Annotated in this window: 15 protein-coding genes and 1 pseudogene; 4 read left to right on the top strand and 12 right to left on the bottom strand. The window is 69.3% G+C overall.

What is annotated here, in order from left to right; genetic code table 11:
- Positions 1-92: 92 nt before the first annotated feature.
- The 3 genes from glgC to ABT147_RS32575 form a co-directional block, all read right to left on the bottom strand.
- Positions 93-1,313 (bottom strand): glucose-1-phosphate adenylyltransferase, encoded by a 1,221-nt coding sequence (gene glgC / locus ABT147_RS32565; protein WP_351412889.1) that lies wholly within the window; start codon positions 1,311-1,313, stop codon positions 93-95.
- A 47-nt stretch (positions 1,314-1,360) separates the two neighbouring features.
- Entirely contained in the window at positions 1,361-2,512 is a 1,152-nt protein-coding gene (gene glgA / locus ABT147_RS32570) for a glycogen synthase (protein ID WP_351412892.1), read from the bottom strand.
- A gap of 96 nt (positions 2,513-2,608) precedes the next feature.
- The gene (locus tag ABT147_RS32575) at positions 2,609-3,349 is read right to left on the bottom strand and encodes a (2Fe-2S)-binding protein (protein WP_351412894.1); all 741 of its coding nucleotides are present in this window, start codon (positions 3,347-3,349) and stop codon (positions 2,609-2,611) included.
- Positions 3,350-3,577: 228 nt separating this feature from the next.
- On the opposite strand from ABT147_RS32575, the gene ABT147_RS32580 reads away from it, so the two are divergent.
- The gene (locus ABT147_RS32580) at positions 3,578-4,726 is read left to right on the top strand and encodes a DMT family transporter (RefSeq protein ID WP_351412896.1); all 1,149 of its coding nucleotides are present in this window, start codon (positions 3,578-3,580) and stop codon (positions 4,724-4,726) included.
- Positions 4,727-4,801: 75 nt separating this feature from the next.
- Here ABT147_RS32580 and ABT147_RS32585 read toward each other — a convergent pair whose 3' ends face one another.
- Positions 4,802-5,944: a transglycosylase family protein gene (locus tag ABT147_RS32585; protein WP_351412897.1), complete on the bottom strand. Its 1,143-nt coding sequence runs from the start codon at positions 5,942-5,944 to the stop codon at positions 4,802-4,804.
- A 335-nt stretch (positions 5,945-6,279) separates the two neighbouring features.
- Between ABT147_RS32585 and gnd the strand changes: the two genes are divergently transcribed.
- Positions 6,280-7,719 carry an NADP-dependent phosphogluconate dehydrogenase gene (gene gnd / locus ABT147_RS32590; RefSeq protein ID WP_351412899.1) on the top strand — a complete coding sequence of 480 codons (1,440 nt, stop codon included), beginning with the start codon at positions 6,280-6,282 and terminating at the stop codon, positions 7,717-7,719.
- 535 nt (positions 7,720-8,254) lie between these two features.
- On the opposite strand, the gene ABT147_RS32595 is transcribed toward gnd, so the two are convergent.
- From ABT147_RS32595 to ABT147_RS32615, 5 genes are all read right to left on the bottom strand, one after another.
- On the bottom strand, positions 8,255-8,599 hold the full coding sequence (locus tag ABT147_RS32595) for a GNAT family N-acetyltransferase (RefSeq protein WP_351412901.1): 345 nt from the start codon (positions 8,597-8,599) through the stop codon (positions 8,255-8,257).
- Between the two features lie 49 nt (positions 8,600-8,648).
- Positions 8,649-9,068: an aspartate 1-decarboxylase gene (gene panD, locus ABT147_RS32600; RefSeq protein ID WP_351412903.1), complete on the bottom strand. Its 420-nt coding sequence runs from the start codon at positions 9,066-9,068 to the stop codon at positions 8,649-8,651.
- 320 nt (positions 9,069-9,388) lie between these two features.
- On the bottom strand, positions 9,389-9,982 hold the full coding sequence (locus tag ABT147_RS32605) for a ferredoxin (RefSeq protein ID WP_351412906.1): 594 nt from the start codon (positions 9,980-9,982) through the stop codon (positions 9,389-9,391).
- 72 nt (positions 9,983-10,054) lie between these two features.
- Complete coding sequence (locus ABT147_RS32610; protein ID WP_351412910.1) at positions 10,055-10,327, bottom strand: tyrosine-type recombinase/integrase; 273 nt, start codon at positions 10,325-10,327, stop codon at positions 10,055-10,057.
- A gap of 504 nt (positions 10,328-10,831) precedes the next feature.
- Positions 10,832-11,263: an MBL fold metallo-hydrolase gene (locus tag ABT147_RS32615; protein ID WP_351412913.1), complete on the bottom strand. Its 432-nt coding sequence runs from the start codon at positions 11,261-11,263 to the stop codon at positions 10,832-10,834.
- Between the two features lie 26 nt (positions 11,264-11,289).
- Between ABT147_RS32615 and ABT147_RS32620 the strand changes: the two genes are divergently transcribed.
- Positions 11,290-12,159 carry an NAD(P)-binding domain-containing protein gene (locus ABT147_RS32620; RefSeq protein ID WP_351413002.1) on the top strand — a complete coding sequence of 290 codons (870 nt, stop codon included), beginning with the start codon at positions 11,290-11,292 and terminating at the stop codon, positions 12,157-12,159.
- 848 nt (positions 12,160-13,007) lie between these two features.
- A complete protein-coding gene (locus tag ABT147_RS32625) occupies positions 13,008-14,693 on the top strand; it encodes a ribonuclease J (protein ID WP_351412915.1) in 1,686 nt (561 codons plus the stop codon).
- Between the two features lie 378 nt (positions 14,694-15,071).
- On the opposite strand, the gene ABT147_RS32630 is transcribed toward ABT147_RS32625, so the two are convergent.
- The 3 genes and pseudogenes from ABT147_RS32630 to ABT147_RS47445 form a co-directional block, all read right to left on the bottom strand.
- Positions 15,072-15,410: a MerR family transcriptional regulator gene (locus ABT147_RS32630; protein ID WP_031144137.1), complete on the bottom strand. Its 339-nt coding sequence runs from the start codon at positions 15,408-15,410 to the stop codon at positions 15,072-15,074.
- 846 nt (positions 15,411-16,256) lie between these two features.
- The gene (locus ABT147_RS32635; RefSeq protein WP_351412917.1) at positions 16,257-16,745 is read right to left on the bottom strand and encodes a GNAT family N-acetyltransferase; all 489 of its coding nucleotides are present in this window, start codon (positions 16,743-16,745) and stop codon (positions 16,257-16,259) included.
- Positions 16,746-17,305: 560 nt separating this feature from the next.
- A pseudogene (locus tag ABT147_RS47445) lies at positions 17,306-18,401 on the bottom strand (IS110 family RNA-guided transposase).
- Between the last annotated feature and the right edge of the window lie 23 nt (positions 18,402-18,424).

Below are 18,424 nucleotides of genomic sequence, written 5' to 3' on the forward strand. Positions count from 1 at the left end.
ACAGCCCACTGATCGTCAGAAAGATCCCCTCGTCCCACACCGAGATCATCGCGATGCGGGACGAGAAGCAGAGCCGACTTTCAAAACACGGCCTAGGGGACCTGCTGCCCCTTCCCCAGGGCGATCACGCCGCCCCGGGACACCGTGTACAGCTCGGCGTCCCGCTCGGGGTTGACGCCGATGGTGGCGCCCGGCGGCACCTGGACATTCTTGTCGAGCACGGCGCCGCGTACGACCGCGCCCCGCCCGATGTGGACGTTGTCGTGCAGGACCGAGCCCTGGACGACGGCGCCCGGGTCGACGACGACCCCCGGGGAGAGGACGGACCGGGTCACCTGGCCGCGGATCAGGCAGCCCGCGCTGATGATCGACTCGCTGGCGATGCCGCCCGCGTTGAACCGGGCCGGCGAGAGCTGGCCGGAGCTGGTGTAGATGGGCCAGCTGCGGTTGAAGAGGTTGAAGGCGGGGCGCTCGGCGATGAGGTCCATATGGGCGTCGTAGTACGCGTCGAGCGTGCCGACGTCCCGCCAGTAGCCCTGGTCGCGGGTGGTCTCGCCGGGCACGTGGTTGGCGCTGAAGTCGTACAGCTGCGCCTCGCCCCGGTCGGTGAGCTGGGGCAGGATCGAGCCGCCCATGTCGTGGACGGAGTCCTCGTCCTCGGCGTCCCGCTGGAGCGCCTCCACCAGGGCCTTGGTGGTGAAGATGTAGTTGCCCATCGAGGCGAACACACTTTCGGGGTCGTCGACCAGGCCCGGCGGGTCGGCCGGTTTCTCCAGGAAGCGTTCGACGGTCCGGCCGTCGGAGCCGGGCGTGATCACACCGAAGGACGACGACTCCGTGCGCGGCACCCGGATGCCGGCCACCGTCACGCCCGCGCCGCCCTCGATGTGCTGCGCCAGCATCTGGCGGGGGTCCATGCGGTAGACGTGGTCGGCGCCGAACACGGCCACGTACTCCGGCCGTTCGTCGTGCACCAGGTTCAGGGACTGCAGGAGCGCGTCCGCGCTGCCCAGGTACCAGCGCGGGCCGAGCCGCTGCTGGGCCGGGACCGGGGTGACGTAGTTGCCCAGCAGGCTCGACATCCGCCAGGTCGTGGTGATGTGCCGGTCCAGCGAGTGCGACTTGTACTGCGTGAGCACGCAGATGCGCAGGATGTCCGCGTTGACGAGATTGGAGAGGACGAAATCCACCAAGCGGTACGTTCCGCCGAAAGTCACCGCTGGTTTCGCACGGTCGGCGGTCAGGGGCATCAGCCTCTTGCCCTCCCCGCCCGCCAGTACGATTCCCAGCACCGAAGGTCCACCTCGCCGCATACCGCCGCCCCTCTGCCCGCCCGGTTGTGCCGAACTCTGTTCCTTGGTTACCCCTGTTTGAGGACTTCCTCGTAAAGCCGGACCGTCCGCCGGGCGACCGCGTCCCAGCCGAACTCCCGCACCGCGCGCTCCCGTCCGGCCTCGCCCATCCGGGCGGCCGTCGCGGGATCGGCGAGGACCGAGTCGAGGGCGCCGGCCAGCCGGCCCTCGAAGCCGTCCCCGGCCGTCACGAGCAGGCCCGTGACGCCGTCCTCCACGACCTCCGGTATACCGCCGACCCGCGAGGCCACCACGGCCGTTCCGCAGGCCATGGCCTCCAGGTTGACGATGCCCAGCGGCTCGTACACCGACGGGCAGACGAACACGGCGGCGTGCGTGAGGAGCTGGATCACTTCCGGGCGCGGCAGCATCTGCGGGATCCAGAACAGGCCCTCGCGTACGCGGCTCAGCTCCGCGAAGAGCTCGCGGAACTCCTGGTCGATCTCCGGGGTGTCGGGCGCGCCCGCGCAGAGCACGACCTGCGCGGCCGGGTCGATGTCCCGTACGGCGCGCAGCAGGTGGGGCACGCCCTTCTGGCGGGTGATGCGGCCGACGAACAGGACGTACGGGCGGCCGGTGTCGACGCCGATCCGGTCGAGGACGTCCGTGCCGTGGTCCGGCCGATAGAGGGAGGTGTCGATGCCGTTGTGCACGACGTGGAGCCGCGCCGGGTCCAGGGCGGGGTAGCAGCCGAGGATGTCGTCGCGCATGGCGCCGGAGACGGCGATCACCGCGTCGGCGGACTCGACGGCGGTGCGCTCGGCCCAGCTGGACAGGGTGTAGCCGCCGCCCAGCTGCTCGGCCTTCCAGGGGCGCAGCGGCTCCAGCGAGTGGGCGGTCACGACGTGCGGGATGCCGTGCAGCAGCTTGCCGAGGTGGCCTGCGAGATTGGCGTACCAGGTGTGCGAGTGGACCAGTTCGCGGTCTTCGAGTCCGGCCGCGATGGAGAGGTCCACGGAGAAGGTGCGCAGCGCGTCGTTGGCGCCGTCGAGCGCGGACCAGGGCCGGTGGCGTACGACGCCGCCGCCCGCACCCTCGCCCCAGCAGTGCACGTCCAGGTCGATCAGGGACCTCAACTCATGGGCGAGGAACTCGACATGGACGCCCGCGCCACCGTAGACGTCGGGCGGATACTCCCGGGTCAGCAGGCCGACTCGCACCCGGAACCCCCTGTCTCAGCGGCTGGTTCCCACATGGTCACCCAGAAGGGACGGTTGGGGAAGACCACGATTTCGCGCGCGGGGGCGCGCCCGGTGTCAGGTGCGCGGTCCGCCGAGGGGGCGCGTGCCGGGCGGCCGGTCGAAGCAGCAGTCGCCGCAGAGTCCGCCGCCGGGCAGCCGGTAGTAGAGACAGCAGCTGCGGCGGCGGTGGGTCACCGGGTCGAGCGTGCCGGCCAGACCGGGGTGCGCGAACAGGCCGGCGGCGAGCGCGCGGGCCCGACTCGCCGCCTCCGTGCGGCCGTTGGCGGCGGCCCAGCGGTCGATCTGGCGTACGGCGCCCATCAGCGCGGATGCCGCGTTCCCCCACAACAGCCGCTCGGATACGGGCAGTTGAGCGCGCAGAGCCGCCGCCAGCGGTACGAGATGGCCGTCCCGTACGACCTCGCCGATCCGCTCGGCGGGCAGGCTCCGTACCTCGGTCAGCCACAGCTCGTCCGGGGCGCTCGCGTCCGCGTCCCAGCGCAGCAGGCTCGGGTCGAGGTCGGGTACGCGGTCGTACAGGGCGGCCGCGCCGAGGGCCACCGACCACAGGCGGGCGGCGAAGCCGAGGTGGGCGATGGAGGCGGCCACACGCGGCTCGGGCGCCCGGACACTTCGGGCGACCTTCCGGACACGGAAAATTACGGGATTCGCGTAAACCTCCCGTTCCTCGTCGGCATCCCGTGCCGCGTAGGCCTCCGCGAGGGTGGGCAGCGGGCCGTGCGGGGGTTCTCCCGTACGTAGTACGAAGAAGCCGCCGAGGGCCGAGAGCGCGGTGAGGCCGGGGTCGTGATCCACGAGGACGAGTAGTACCAGGGCGTGTACGCGCGCTCACCTGGGGGCTTGCACTCCGTGTCGCCCACCTTGGGTATGACGTGGGGTTCGTCGTACTCCAACGGCAGTAGGACTTATTGAGTGCTCAGGTACGACGACGTGAACGCTTTCGCGAGGCATCGTGGTCATTATGAAAGCCGAGCGTTCACCGCGCCGGGCCCGGAGCCCTCGCGCTGCGCTGAGGAGCCGCGCATGAGTGCCCTCGCGTTGTCCGTGCTGCTGTCGTTCGTCTCCGCCGTCGCGTATGCGGGCGGGGCGATCGTCCAGGAGCGTGTCGCGGTGTCCTCCCCCGGCCAGGCCTACGCGCCGCTGCGCCGGCCGGTCTGGTGGGCCGCCGTCGGGCTGAACGGCCTGGGCGGGCTGCTGCACGTGGTGGCCCTGGCCTACGGCCCGCTGAGCCTGGTGCAGCCGCTGGGCGCGCTGACCATCGTCTTCGCCCTGCCCATGGCGGCGCTCTTCGTGGGCCGCAAAGCCGGTGCGACGGCCTGGCGGGGCGCCATCATGGCGACGGTGGGTCTCGCGGGCCTGCTCTCCCTGGTCGGCTCGGCCGACACGCAGTCGCTGGACACCACCCAGCGGGTGCTGGTCGCCGTGGTCAGCGGTGGCGCCGTGGCCGCGCTGATGGTGGCGGGCCACGCCGCGCACCGGCATCCGGCGGTTCGCAGCATCCTGCTGGCGGTCGCCTCCGGTGTCGCGTTCGGTATGTCCTCGGTCTTCACGAAGACGGTCGCCGTCGACTGGACGGACGGCGTCACGCTCGCCGACCTGCCGACCCTCGCGGTCATCGGCGTCTTCGCGACGGCCGGGCTGCTGCTGTCCCAGGCGGCCTACCGGAGCGGCGGCCTCGCGGCCCCGCTCGCCACGCTCACCGTGGTGAACCCGGTGGTGGCGGCGGCGGTCGGCATCACGATGTTCGGCGAGACCTTCCGCTACGGCACGGCCGGCACCCTCCTCGCGCTGGGCTGCGGTGTCGTCGCGGCGGGCGGTCTGATCCTGCTGACCACCGAGCGCCTCGGCGACGAGGCCGTGGCGGAGCGGGCCGAGCTGGCGCGGGCCGAGGCGGCCGGCGCGGACGTCACCGTTCCGGTCACCGACCGGGACCGGGAGGCCCTGGCCCTGGCGGAACTGCTCGCGGGGCTTCCCCGGCAGGTCGCGGGGGTCCCGGAGACCGGCGACGTGCTCGGCCTGGACAAGCGGGTGGTCGTACCGGCCCCGTTCCTGGGCAGGAGCGCGGCGGGCGAGGAGGACGCTCCGCCCGCACTGCTGCTGCAGCCCTTCCACGGCGAGCTGTATGTGCCCAGATCGCTCCTCGAGCGGCATCACGACCGCGTGAAGTCCTGAGCGGGACATCCGCTGCACGGGAGTACGGGAGGCCCGTCCGGACCTCCCGTACCACGTCGAGTCACCCTCGGCGCGTCAGATCCGGACCCCGCCCGCCCGCAGATAGGCGATCGGATCGATGTCACTGCCGAAGCCGGGCCCCGTCCGCACCTCGAAGTGCAGATGCGGGCCCGAGCTGTTGCCGGTGGAGCCGGACCGGCCGATGCGCTGGCCCGCGCCCACGCTCTGGCCGGCCTTCACGGAGATCGCCGACAGATGGGCGTACTGCGTATAGCGGCCGTCGGCGTGCCGGATCACCACCTGGTAACCGAAGGAGCCGCCCCAGCCCGAGGTGACGACCTCGCCGGCCGCCACGGACTTCACGGAGCTGCCGGTCGCCACGGGGAAGTCGACACCCGTGTGGTAGCCCTTCGACCAGGAGGAGCCCGACGCGCGGTAGGGCGTGCCGAGGGAGGCGCTGACCGGGGCGACGAAGGACGCCGACTCCTGCCGCTTCTCGGACGCCTGCTGCTTCTGTTGCTTCTGCTCCTTCTGGACCTTCTTCTTTTCCTGCTTGTTCTCCTGCTTCTGCTCTTGTTTCTTCTCCTGCTTCTGTTCCTTCTTCCGGCCCGCCGTGTCGAGGCTCAGCCGCTGCCCGGGGATTATCACGTCCGGGTCGGACCCTATGGTCCTGCGGTTGGCCTCGTAGAGCCCCCGCCAACCACCCCTGACATCCTCGGAGTCGGCGATCTCGGACAGGGTGTCGCCCCGGATCACCGTGTACATCTCGACCTTGCCCGCCTGCGACTGGGGCGTGGTCTGCGGTTTCACGTCCTCGATCTGACGGGTGGGCCCGTCGCCGCCGCGGGTGAGGCCCGCGCGCTGCGAGCACACCGGCCAGGCGTCGGGACCCTGTCCGTCGAGGACCTTCTCCGCTATCGCGATCTGCTGTTCCTTGGTGGCCAGGTCCGCGCGGGCGGCGTAGGCCGTACCGCCGAAGGCCTCCCAGGTGGACTGGCTGAACTGGAGACCGCCGTAGTACCCGTTCCCGGAGTTGATGTTCCAGTCGTTGGTGGACTCACAGGCCGCGACCTTGTCCCAGGTCTCGACATCGGCCGCTTCCGCGACCCCGGTGCCGATCAGCGGGAGCGCCATCCCGGCACCACCCGCCGTGACGGTGAGTGAGGCGCGATTGATCCTGTTCGGCTGGTACCGGCGGTGCCGACCGCGTACGGCCATGGAAAAGCCCCCTCGCCTATGCCATGAGCCGCAAAAGTAAGCGCGCCGAACCGGCCATGACAAGACGAAAAACCAGCCGCTCCAGTCCCGTGAGTGGCGGGTTAGCGACCTGCTCCGGCGCGTAAGTGCCCCCGTCCGGCGCATGAGTGAGCAGGGACGGCGCGCAAGGCCTCGGGTTGCGCGCCCCATTGAGGCAGGTAGGGCCATCCGTGCGTACTCAAGCCCGGCAGGCCGCGCAGTGCGGACGGGGCCGGTGCACGTCAGGATGGCCGGAAGGACAATACTGGCGGGCAGGAACGGCACCACCGATATCAGGATCCATAGGAGCCAACCGTATGAGCACTTCAGCCCAGATCGGCGTCACCGGCCTCGCGGTCATGGGGAGCAACCTCGCCCGCAACTTCGCCCGCAACGGCTACACGGTCGCCGTCCACAACCGCTCCGCGGCGAAGACGCACGCGCTGATCAAGGAGCACGGGCACGAGGGCGACTTCATCGCGGCCGAGACCGCCAAGGACTTCGTCCAGGCGCTGGAGCGGCCCCGGCGCCTGGTCGTCATGGTGAAGGCGGGCGGGCCGACGGACGCGGTGATCGAGGAGTTCGCACCGCTCCTGGAGCCCGGCGACATGATCATCGACGGTGGCAACGCGCACTTCGCCGACACCCGCCGCCGTGAGGCCGCGCTGCGCGAGCAGGGCATCCACTTCGTCGGCGCCGGCATCTCCGGCGGCGAGGAGGGCGCACTCAACGGTCCGAGCATCATGCCGGGCGGCCCGGTCGAGTCGTACGACTCCCTCGGCCCGATGCTGGAGAAGATCTCCGCGAAGGCCGCCGACGGCGCGCCCTGTGTCACGCACGTCGGTCCCGACGGCGCCGGGCACTTCGTGAAGATGGTCCACAACGGCATCGAGTACGCCGACATGCAGCTGATCGGCGAGGCCTACCAGCTGCTGCGCGATGTCGCCGGCTACACGCCCGCGCAGATCGCGGAGATCTTCCGTACCTGGAACACCGGGCGCCTCGACTCGTATCTGATCGAGATCACCGCCGAGGTGCTCGCGCACGTGGACGAGGCGACCGGCAAGCCGTTCGTGGATGTGGTCGTGGACCAGGCCGAGCAGAAGGGCACCGGCCGCTGGACCGTCCAGATCGCGCTGGACCTGGGCGTTCCGGTCTCCGGTATCGCCGAGGCCGTCTTCGCGCGCTCCCTGTCGGGCCACGCCGCGCTGCGCGACGCGTCCCGCTCGCTGGCCGGCCCCAAGGCCACGCCGCTGAGCGCGGCCGAGGCCGGTGCCTTCGCCGACCGGGTCGAGCAGGCGCTGTACGCGTCCAAGATCGTGTCGTACGTCCAGGGCTTCCACGAGATCGATGCCGCCCGCGACGAGTACGACTGGAACATCGACCTCGGCAAGGTCGCCTCGATCTGGCGGGGCGGCTGCATCATCCGCGCGGCCTTCCTCGACCGGATCCGGGCCGCGTACGACGCCCGGCCCGACCTGCCGAGCCTCCTCTCCGACGACACGTTCGCCCAGGAGATCGCGGCGGCGCAGGACGACTGGCGCGAGGTGCTGGTCGCCGCGACGCGGCAGGGCGTGCCGACGCCCGGGTTCGCGGCGGCGCTGGCGTACTACGACGCGCTGCGCGCCGAGCGGTTGCCCGCGGCGCTGACGCAGGGGCAGCGGGACTTCTTCGGGGCGCACACGTACCGGAGGGTGGACCGGGAGGGGTCGTTCCACACGCTGTGGGGACAGGGCCGCGGTGAGATCGAAGCCTGAGGGCGCCTGAGGGGGTGGGGGTGCTGATCGGTCGGCGGCCGCGGGTCGTACGTGGCTGGTCGCGCAGTTCCCCGCGCCCCTGAGGGTGTTGCTGCGGCCCGGTGTGGATCAGTCCACGCCGGGCCGCACTCATGTGTTCCGCCGCTCCCCTACGACAGCGGGCCCGGCCTCGGCTCGCCCGGTACCGGGTCGGGGCCCGGGGGGTTCGGGACCGGGTCCGGGGTGGGGGTGGGTCGGGGGTCCGGTGTGGGGACGGGGTCGGGGAACGGGGGCTGTGGGAAGGGTTCCGGGCGGTCGGGGCCGGGGCCCGGGGTGGGGCCGGGGCGCACGGGGTCCGGGTCTGGGTGTGTCATCGCGTCCTCCAGCCTTGGGGTACGTCGGCGATGGACTGGTACCACGGGTACCCGTCGCCCGCGCGGGCAGTCACCCGAGCGGCGGAGCCGCGTGACCGCCGCCCGCCGACGGGTCACCTCTCCCGCGCCCACAGGTCACCTCTCCCGCGCCGACGGGTGACCGCTGCCCGCCGACGGGTTCCTCAGAAGCCTTCGGGGTGGGCGATCAGCCAGTCCTTGGCGGCCCGCAGCAGCTCCGGATCGGCGGCCGGGGCCTCCTCCGGGTGGCGTTCGGCCCACCTGACGACGTACGGGCACAGGGGCGCGACGACGACGCCCTCGCGGGCCGCGATGCCGTACAGCTCCCTGGCCAGAGAGCCCGCGACGCCCTGGCCCTCGTACGCGGGCTCGACGATCGTATGGACCGGGACGAGCGCGCCCTGCGGGGATTCGAGGACGAAGTACTGGATGTGACCGGCCAGTTCGTCGCCGGCGAAGGCCTCCAGGCGGCCGACCGCCCGGTCGTCGCGGATCTGTACGTCGCTCATAGCACTCCTCGCGTGCGGATCGGGGACGCCGGGCGGGCCGCTGGTGACCTCAGACGGTGACGGCCCCCGGGCTGCGCCGCTGGTCCGAACCGGGCACCGGCTCGGAGGCGTCCGCGCCCAGGGCCACGATCCGGTTCCCGCTGTCCACGTGCACGACCCTGGGCTTCAGGGCGCGGGCCTCGGCGTCGGAGACCTGAGCGTAACTGATGATGATCACAAGATCCCCGGGATGGACGAGATGAGCGGCGGCCCCGTTGATCCCGACGACCCCCGAACCGCGCTCACCCTCGATGACGTACGTCTCCAGACGCGCCCCGTTGGTGATGTCGACGATGTGCACGAGTTCGCCGGGCAGCAGATCGGCGGCGTCCAGCAGGTCGGCGTCGATGGTCACGGACCCGACGTAGTGCAGGTCGGCCTGGGTGACGGTGGCACGGTGGATCTTGGACTTGAACATGGTGCGCAGCATGTCGGACTCCTGGAAGACGGCTCCCTGCCTGCTTGCTGCAGGTCAAGGGCGTTCTTCACTGTACAACTGTGCGCCAGGACCCGACGATGGTGAGAAACATCGCTTCACTCCGGCGAGAAGTCTCCCTGCCTGCGTTTCCGCGCGAACCAGGCTCTCGTGACGCCGCCGACCAGGCGCCTGCTCGAACGCCCGTCTAGGAATGTGCGAGGACTGATGCTGATCAGATGCCGACCTACCCGACGGCACATCAGGAACATGAGGGCATGGACGAGCCACTTCCCCGGAGCATTTGGACGAGTAGATCCGAATGCCCCGCGTGGTTACAGCTCGGGTAGCGCCTCTGTGGGGCGCGGAGAGCGGCGTTCTTCGAGCCAGTAGAGGTAGAGCCGCAGGTCGGTTTCGAGATCGCCGTCGAGGTACGCGAGGAGGTCGTTCAGTCCTGAGGCCGCCTCTTGGTGGTGTTCATCAGCATGGACTGACCAGGCGGCCTTGAGATCGGTGGCCCATTCCTGCAGACGGGCTCGTTCGTGCCACCAGATGCGGACGGAGTCGGCAGTCCAGTGCTGGTCTCCGTCCCAGCCGTAGCCGCTGAAGGGGTCGTTCCAGGCGGCGAAGAGCAGGCGATCGACCTCGACAGCGTTCTTGGGCTGGCGGTAGACGAACTCCTGACCCGTCGAATCGTCGTAGAGGACGTGATCGGGTGCCGCCATCCGCCCGGTCCAGCAGGTGTCGGTATCGGCGCCGTAGAACGGTCCGGGCACGTTGCGCCAGTTTCGTTCCGCCCAACAGCCCGTCAGATAGGTCTCGGGGCTTGGCAATGCCAGGACCAGGTTGGGTACCGCTTCGGGCACTGGAGTGTCGGCAGCAGCCCGGGCCACCGGGAGCGGATCCCAGTATCCAGCGTGATCGTTCATGCCCACCTCTTGCCTGTCCTTGCATTCCCTGCGAGAACGTGGCGAGGGTATCCCGTCGAGGGCCTTGAACAACTAGAGCGCAGCCAGCACCGGAGCGGGCACCGGGAGTTCCCGCTCACCGGCCAGCAACTTGGTGTCCTTCTCCACCACGTATCGGTTGCCCACCATCGTGCGCGTGTTGGCGATGATGATCGTGGCGTTGTCCAGGTCGACATCTTCCCACCGGAGTCCGCAGACTTCAGCCGGACGTAGACCCATGAGGCGCAGCAAAAGCGCGGCGTAGAGCCGTTCTCTCTTGACGCCATGAACGAATGTCTGAACCTCCTGGACGTACCAGGGCTTCACCTCCTCCTTCTCTTCCGTTCTTCCTTGTGTGCCCTTCGCGGAATGATCACGTGCTGGGCCACGTTCATGGTCACCAGCCGACACGTCACAGCTCGGTTCAGAGCGTCCTTCAGCCGAGCAAGGCTCATGTCCACGCTGGTCACTCCGAGCGGAGTGGGCCTTTCCACCGCGTACGCGCCCGTGCTTCAGAGCCCAATGCATCCACTCTTCCGGCAGCGACTCGAACTCGAGAAACTCGCGGTCCCAAGGCCGGGCATCCGGTGCGTAGTTGACCCTTCTCATGCCTGACTGGACATGCTCGCGCGGTGCTCGGACGGTCTTCGCCTGCGACTACCCGCCAGCTCCGGCCCTGCGGCGAGAGATCCACGGCCGGCTCCAGGTCCTCGCCGAACCGGCCTGGGCGAAGAAGCTCACGGGCTCGCGGTGCCTCGCCCCCCCCGTACCCCGGCGGACACCTCGACCGATCGTTCACCCGGACACACCGAGAACCTTGGGAACGCCGGATCAGGACGGGGTGTGTCGAGCTTGTGCCACGGCATCGGCCACGGCGCCGTGGAACGGGTCGCCGTGACCGGGCAGCACCAGGCCCGCGTCCAACGAGGTCAACGCCGCCAGCGACGTTCGCGCCTGCGCCGTGTCATGCGTGAATACCGGGCCGATGATCTGGGGCCCGGTGCCGGTGAGGCCCAACAGACCGTCGTGGGTGACCAGAGCGTCCCCGGTGAACACCACGCCCTGCGTGGGCAGATGGAATGCCACGCTGCCGGGTGTGTGCCCGGGTACGGCCACCACGTGCGGCCGTCCGGGGACGTCCAGGGTCATGCCGTCACCGAAGGGGCTGGCCGAGGTGACGGCCGGGGTGCGGAACGCTCCCGACCGAGCCAGGTGCAGGGGCACTCGCAGCGCGGTGGGGTGGCGGAGCAGGTAACGGCCCAAACCTGCCCGGTCGGGGAGCACTGTGGCTGGTCCACACCCCTGACGGTCCGTTGCCCACTGGCGCTGTCGTGGTGGCCACCGGCCGCTGCCATACCCCGAACCTCCCCCGGTGGCCCGGGCGTTCGACCTTCACCGGCACGCTGCTGCACTCGGCCCAGTACCGCTCTCCGGCGCTTTACCGCGGGCAGCACGTCCTGGTGGTCGGGGCCGGCAACAGCGGTACCGAGATCGCGAGCGTCCTGGCCGGGGCCGGAGCCGAGCGGGTACGGATCGCGGTCCGTACGCCACCCAACATCCTGCCCCGCTCCAGCGCCCGATGGCATGCGGTCGGCCGGCTGACGGAGGCCCTCCCGCTCGCGTGGCGCGACCGCATCTCCCTGCTCACGCAGCGTCTCGCCGTGCCCGACCTGACGTCACGGGGACTGCCGCGGCCCCGCACGGGCCTGTACACCCGCAATGCCCGCGAAGATGTCAATCCGGTGCTCGACCACGGCTTCGTGGACGCCGTCCGGTCCGGGCGGGTCGAGCCGGTCGCGGCCGTCCAGGCGTTCGACGGCCCCGACGTGATACTGGGCGACGGCACCCGACTGCGACCCGACACGGTCATCGCAGCCACCGGCTACCGGCCCGGCCTGCACGACCTGGTCGGGTCCCTGGGCGTACTCGACGAAGCCGGGCAACCCCTCGCCGTGGGGGCACAGACCCATCCGGAAGCCCCGCGCCTGTACTTCGCCGGGTACACCAATCCCCTCACGGGCGTCCTTCGTCAGGCGGGCATCGAGGCGCGCGCCATCACCCACGCACTTCGGCGTGAGACAGCACGGGCATCCCTGCTCGCCCCCCGCCTCGGCGACCGCACGGCCGACACTCTCCACAAAGGGCATACTCCGAGCTGACGGGGATTCCGAAACCTGGCCCTAGCGGTGGACGCTTCGGCGGAGCGCGTTGCACGGGCGTGTATGAGGCGGCCACGTCGGTGGGTGCGCCCCACTCACGCCGCGCAGCGGGGCGACGACGTAGGGCGGGGGACGTCCGTGGGGCAGAGGCAGGGGCGGGCAGCTGGTACCCGTCCCTGCATTCGTGGCTGGAGCTATTCCCTGGGCATCCTGGCGCTCTGCACCGGGCCGTCGCCAGTCCGACTTCCCGAGCAGACGACGGGTTGTACCGTCGGGCCGGTTCACTTCGTACACCTGGACGTGCTCAGCCAGCAGGGAGCGGGACGGGCCCGCACCGAAGGTGCCGGTGCCCTCCACACCAGCCCGGCGCACGGCCCCCAGCTTGCGCCCCGGACGAGCAGCCGGCGATACCCGGCGCCGTGACCGGAAAGAACTTGGTGCCCAGCACCTGACCCAGTGGGCAGAGAACGGCGGGGACAGGGACCTCGCCGTGCGTGTCCACACCCAGGACGACCTCGCCTCGAAGAGGAGATCACAAGAGTCAGACCCCGCCGCAGGACAGCACCCGCCAATTCTCCCCACAGTCAGGGCCCCGGCCCGGGACCGCAGAACAGGCACGATCCCTCATGGAACACCCTGAATCCGACTCCGGCCGACCACAACGGCCCGCGAAGGTCGACATCACACGCAACCTCGATGCTTCAGCGGTCGTGAGTGCCTGCCCGGGCCGTCCGCCGACGTGATCCGATCGTCCCGGGGCACCCGCTGCGGACGCACCGCTCCGTCGGGAAGAAGAGATCACACAGGCAATGGATCACGCCGTCCCGCTCTCCGGGTACCGTCAGGGTATGAGTCATCCGCACCCCGAGCTGAAAGCCGCCCCGCCCCTTCCCGCAGGAGGGCTGCGGGTCGTCGCCCTGGGCGGCCTGGGTGAGATCGGCCGCAACATGACCGTCTTCGAGCACGCCGGCAAGCTGCTCATCGTCGACTGCGGCGTGCTGTTCCCCGAGGAGACCCAGCCCGGCGTGGACGTCATCCTGCCGGACTTCACCTCTATCCGGGACCGGCTGGACGACATCGTGGCCGTGGTCCTCACCCACGGCCACGAGGACCACATCGGCGGCGTGCCGTACCTGCTGCGCGAGCGGTCCGACATTCCCGTCGTCGGCTCGAAGCTGACGCTGGCGTTCCTGGAGGCCAAACTCAAGGAACACGGCATCCGGCCGCGCACGGTGCGGGTGCGGGAGAACGACCGGCGTGGCTTCGGGCCCTTCGACTGCGAGTTCGTGGCGGTCAACCACTCCATCCCGGACAGCCTCGCGGTCGCGATCCGCACCCGGGCCGGGATGGTGCTGCACACCGGCGACTTCAAGATGGACCAGTTCCCTCTCGACGACCGCATCACCGATCTGCGCGCCTTCGCCCGCCTCGGCGAGGAGGGTGTGGACCTGTTCCTCACCGACTCCACGAACGCCGAAGTACCCGGCTTCACCACCTCCGAGCGTGAACTGAACCCGGCGATCGAGCAGGTGATGCGCACCGCACCGCGCCGGGTCATCGTCTCCAGCTTCGCCAGTCACGTGCACCGCATCCAGCAGGTCCTGGACGCCGCCCACCAGCACGGCCGGAAGGTCGCCTTCGTCGGCCGGTCGATGGTCCGCAACATGGGCATCGCCCGTGATCTGGGCTACTTGAAGGTCCCCTCCGGTCTCGTCGTCAGCACGAAGGAGCTGGAGAAACTCCCGGACCACAAGATCACTCTGGTGTGCACCGGTTCCCAAGGCGAACCGATGGCCGCGCTGTCACGGATGGCCAACCGTGACCACATGATCCGCATCGGCAAGGGCGACACCGTCCTGCTCGCCAGCTCCCTCATCCCCGGCAACGAGAACGCCATCTACCGGGTGATCAACGGACTCACCCGCTGGGGCGCCCACGTGGTCCACAAGGGCAATGCCAAGGTGCACGTCTCCGGGCACGCCAGCGCAGGCGAACTCGTCTACTGCTACAACATCGTCAAGCCCCGCAACGTGATGCCCGTGCACGGCGAATGGCGCCACCTGCGAGCCAACGGCGACCTCGCCATCCGCACCGGCGTCGACCCCGACCGGGTCGTCATCGCCGAGGACGGCGTCGTCGTGGACCTCGTCGACGGGCGCGCGTCCATCACCGGCAAGGTCCCCGCCGGCAACGTCTACGTGGACGGCATGGAAGTCGGCGGCGCCACAGAAGCGTCCCTCAAGGACCGCCTCACCCTCGCCTCCGAAGGCGTGGTCACGGTCGTGGCGATCGTCGACGCGGACACCGGCGCCCTCGCGGAGGCCCCCGACTTCCTGGCCCGCGGCTTCGTCCACGACGACACCACCTTCGAGTCGGTCATCCCCGTCATCGAGAAGACCCTGGCCACAGCGGCCGAGGAAGGCGTCGGGGACGCGCACCAACTCGAACAACTCGTCGCCCGCGCCGTGGCGAACTGGGCGTTCCGCACGCACCGCCGCAAGCCCCTCATCATCCCCGTCATCATCGACGCCTGAGCCACAGCACTGTCCCCGGTTCCGCGGCCAGCGGGCATCGAGGTCGGGCACGGGAGTCAGCAGCCACCCCAGGAGACCGGGGTGGCAACGCACTCCATATGAAGAACCATCGGGACCAAGGAACTGGAGGCGCGACAACCCGCAGGTCAGCAGCGGGCACTCCATGTGGCAGACGGAGGTGATCGCCCTGGTCCCTGCGGCACAGCACAGCAGAACGCCCACACCAGAGGCGTGGGCAAGAGGGAATCCCGAATCACGACAGCTGCGCGGACGCGACACGCACACACCGCACGGCCTGCGCGTCACCATGGGAAATGATCACACCGCACACCGAGCCCGAGCGTGCGGTGCCCGCCGACGCTGACGGGCACGCTCATCTCACGCTGCTGCGGTTGGGTTCGCCGATTCGGCGGCACGGCGATATTCGGCGTTGAGGCGCTGGGCTTCCTCGAGCTGGTCTTCGAGGATGACGATCCGGCAGGCCGCCTCTATGGGGGTCCCGTGGTCGACGAGTTCCCGGGCGCGGGCGGCGATGCGCAGCTGGTAGCGGGAGTAGCGGCGATGTCCGCCTGCGGAGCGCAGCGGGGTGATGAGGCGGGCTTCGCCGATGGCTCGGAGGAAGCCCTGTGTGGTGCCGAGCATCTCGGCGGCCCGGCCCATGGTGTAAGCGGGGTAGTCGTCGTCATCGAGACGGCCGAACGTGTCGTCTGCTGTCATTGCACCTCTCTGTGGAACGCGTTGAGGGGCCCTGGCGCCGTATTGGCACCAGGGCCCCGAAGGAACTACTACACCATCTGCCGGCCCTGATACTGCACCGGCCTTCTGTTTCCGCAGACCCGACCGAAATGCTGTCGGGGGTGCGGGGATCGCGGTTGCTTGACCGGAGACCACCTCACTATCGATGTCCTGCGGTACCCGGGCCCAAAACTTCCGCCCGGGCGATCCTGATGGCGCTCGGCTCCTCCGTTCTTCCCTCTTGACCAACTAGTCACTACTGGTGACCTCGAACAGCGCCACTCTTCGGCAGCCAGCCCCGTCGCCCGTCCTGCGTCTGCTCTGGCTTAGAACCCCACTGCCGAACCTCCCGGTGCGCGCGCCCGCAGCCGACGCCTTCACCGAGGTACTGCTCACTGGCTCACTGCTGGGTACTGCGAACCTTTACTTACCGGTACTGCCACTGCGGTACTGCTCATGACGGCCCCTGATCACTGCGGGCCGCCCGGTCCGGTCGTCAGTCCCGTCACCGTCCTGCAACCGCTCTGGCTTCGGAACTCCACCACCGCACCGTCCTGCGAACTGCAACTACGTACTGCCGCCCGGCAGTTCATGTCTGCCGGGCTCGCTCGATCTCGGCTACGAGAGAAACCATAACCACACCGCCGTCAAAAGTCTACTTCGACTGGTACAGATTTCCGTGCGGTCGAGGATGAGGTAATCCGCCTCGACCGGTGGTCCTTGGATGGTCAAGCAGCTCCGAGGCTCAGTCCGGCGCTCGCCGTGCCCCACCGCCGCGCAGCACGTCGGGCTGAGCGTGGCGTCGCCCAGTGAGCCACGGCGGACGCGTCATTCCGAAGGAATGCGAAACTCGAATTCGGGACGGTCCCACGGCACGGCGGGCGGGTTCGCGAGCGCGGTCCCGGTCCGCACTGCACCGACGCGGTGGTAGAAGCCCTCGGCGGGAAGATGCGACACGACGTTGACACGGTCGAGCCCGGCGGCACGGGCCTCGGACTGCATGTGCGCGACGAGCAGCCGTCCAATACCACGTCCTTGCGCTTCGTCAGCGACGAACAGCAGGTCGAGCTCCGGTGGAGCGAGGACGAGCGAGTAGAACCCGAGGACCCGGCCTCCATGCTCGTCGGCGCCGACGGCCACGAAGGCGCGGTGGGCCTCGATGTAATCAGGACCGACCCGGTAGCCCGCGACCGCGGCGGCGTACCTACCCTCGTAGGCGCCTGAGCCACGCACGAGCCGCGTGAGCCGTTTGGCATCCCGCGCGACGGCCCTCCGTATCGTGATCGGCCGGCTGATCGGGGAAGTGCGTGAACTCACCGGGGGAGTATTTCGCACCGGGTGGTGCCTTCGTGCGGCGGGTCGGCTGCTCGGACTGTCGATCCTGCACCACTCCCGGGAACGAACGGGTGGTCGACGGCTGCTTCCCCTGGGCCTGCCGCAGCGAAGCCAGCACGTGCAGGACTACTGCGGGGCCGGCCTCGTGAGGCCGATCATCCTCGACCTGTCGCCTTCACAGACGGTGGACTTCGCGAGAGCGCAGGAAACGACCTGGTTGGTCGCGAAGAGTTCCCGGGTCGCATGCTGCGCATCGGCCGTAACAACGGGTGTCGCCGCCGCGTCCTTGCTCAGGGTGCCCGAGAGAGGAGAGTCCGAGTGCAACGGCGCACCCGGACCAGAATGCCCTGACCTGGCATTACGCGCTCTTCCTGGACTGGCCTGGACGCCCACGGACGATCTCTACAACCTGTGCCATGTGGTACCCAGGGAGGGCCCCAGGATCAGAACAGGGGCGTCTTCTGGCCCGTCAAAGCGGTATTGCAGGGTGTTCGGTGGTGTCTCGCTCACCCGTCCGAGCCTCTCATCTGTCACAACAGCCCCTATGAGCGGGGTCCTGGCTGTAGCTGTTTGACCAGGTGGAAAACCTCCCGAGCAGCGTAGCGCTTGAGGCAACGGACGATTTCGCGCCGGGTCTTACCCTCCTTGATCCGGCGCTCGTCATAGTCCTGGGTGCGCGAGTCGATCCGCAGCCGGGTGAACACGATGCGATGCAGCGCGGCATTGGCCTGACGGTCGCCACCACGGTTGAGGCGACGGTACTGCCGACGTCCCGAGGAACGCTCGACAGGACTCACCCCACAAAGCGGCGAAGGACGCCTCACTGTCCAGACGTTCCGGGTTGTCCCCCACCGTGATCAGCAAGGCGACGGCCGTGTCCGGACCGATCCCCACCACATCGAGCAGCTGCGGGGCACAGCATTCCACGAGCCGGGTCAGACGATCGTCCACATCGCGGATCTGCGCGGAGAGCTGGCCGATCCGGTGAGCCAGCGGACTCAGCGTGATCCGAGTGGCCTGCAGCACCGACTCCTCGCCGGCCTCCTCGTGACTGTTCATGTCGGCGAACCGCGCACAGGTCCGGAAGAGTTCGGCATTGCCCAGTCCGGCCAGTTCTTCCCGCAAAGCGGGGTCGGCAGTTACGAGGACGGACTTGAGCTGCTTGATGGCCTGGGTGCGGGCTTTGACGGCCGACGCCTTCGTGAGTTTGCACATTCTCCCGATCTGCACCGGTCCATCGCCCGCTTTGGCCCGGGCACGGGCCCGCCCGCTCAATACGGCTCGCGCCGCATTCTGGGCATCGAGCGGATCCGATTTGCCGCGCAGACGGCGATCTGCCCGGTCCATCCGGTTCACGTCAAGCACGTCTATGCCCTGCGTCAGCAGATAGCGGGGCAGAGACGCGCCGTAGCAGCCGGTCCCCTCCACCCGGGCCCGCCTCACCGTTCCCCATTTCCTGGCCCACTTCAGCAGATCTCGGAACCTCGCCGCGGTGACCGGGAACTCGCCGGTGGCAAGCACCGTCCCCATCACGGAGAGCACCGCAGCCACATGCGCGTCCCGGTGCGTACCCACTCCCAAAACCACCTCCCCCACCGGGCGACGACGAGTCTGCGAAGCACGCGGCGTACTGGACATGGTCGAACTGGACATGGTCGAAC

Origin of the sequence: Streptomyces sp. NPDC001868, assembly GCF_040297125.1 — a bacterium.
GTDB lineage: Bacteria > Actinomycetota > Actinomycetes > Streptomycetales > Streptomycetaceae > Streptomyces.

What these genes read in the sequence shown, in the direction of transcription:
- gnd (WP_351412899.1), top strand. Translation starts at nt 6,280, where the DNA reads ATGAGCACTTCAGCCCAGATCGGCGTCACCGGCCTCGCGGTCATGGGG.
- ABT147_RS32595 (WP_351412901.1), bottom strand. Translation starts at nt 8,599, where the DNA reads ATGAGCGACGTACAGATCCGCGACGACCGGGCGGTCGGCCGCCTGGAG.
- glgC (WP_351412889.1), bottom strand. Translation starts at nt 1,313, where the DNA reads ATGCGGCGAGGTGGACCTTCGGTGCTGGGAATCGTACTGGCGGGCGGG.
- ABT147_RS32625 (WP_351412915.1), top strand. Translation starts at nt 13,008, where the DNA reads ATGAGTCATCCGCACCCCGAGCTGAAAGCCGCCCCGCCCCTTCCCGCA.
- ABT147_RS32580 (WP_351412896.1), top strand. Translation starts at nt 3,578, where the DNA reads ATGAGTGCCCTCGCGTTGTCCGTGCTGCTGTCGTTCGTCTCCGCCGTC.
- ABT147_RS32585 (WP_351412897.1), bottom strand. Translation starts at nt 5,944, where the DNA reads ATGGCCGTACGCGGTCGGCACCGCCGGTACCAGCCGAACAGGATCAAT.
- ABT147_RS32630 (WP_031144137.1), bottom strand. Translation starts at nt 15,410, where the DNA reads ATGACAGCAGACGACACGTTCGGCCGTCTCGATGACGACGACTACCCC.
- ABT147_RS32605 (WP_351412906.1), bottom strand. Translation starts at nt 9,982, where the DNA reads ATGAACGATCACGCTGGATACTGGGATCCGCTCCCGGTGGCCCGGGCT.
- panD (WP_351412903.1), bottom strand. Translation starts at nt 9,068, where the DNA reads ATGCTGCGCACCATGTTCAAGTCCAAGATCCACCGTGCCACCGTCACC.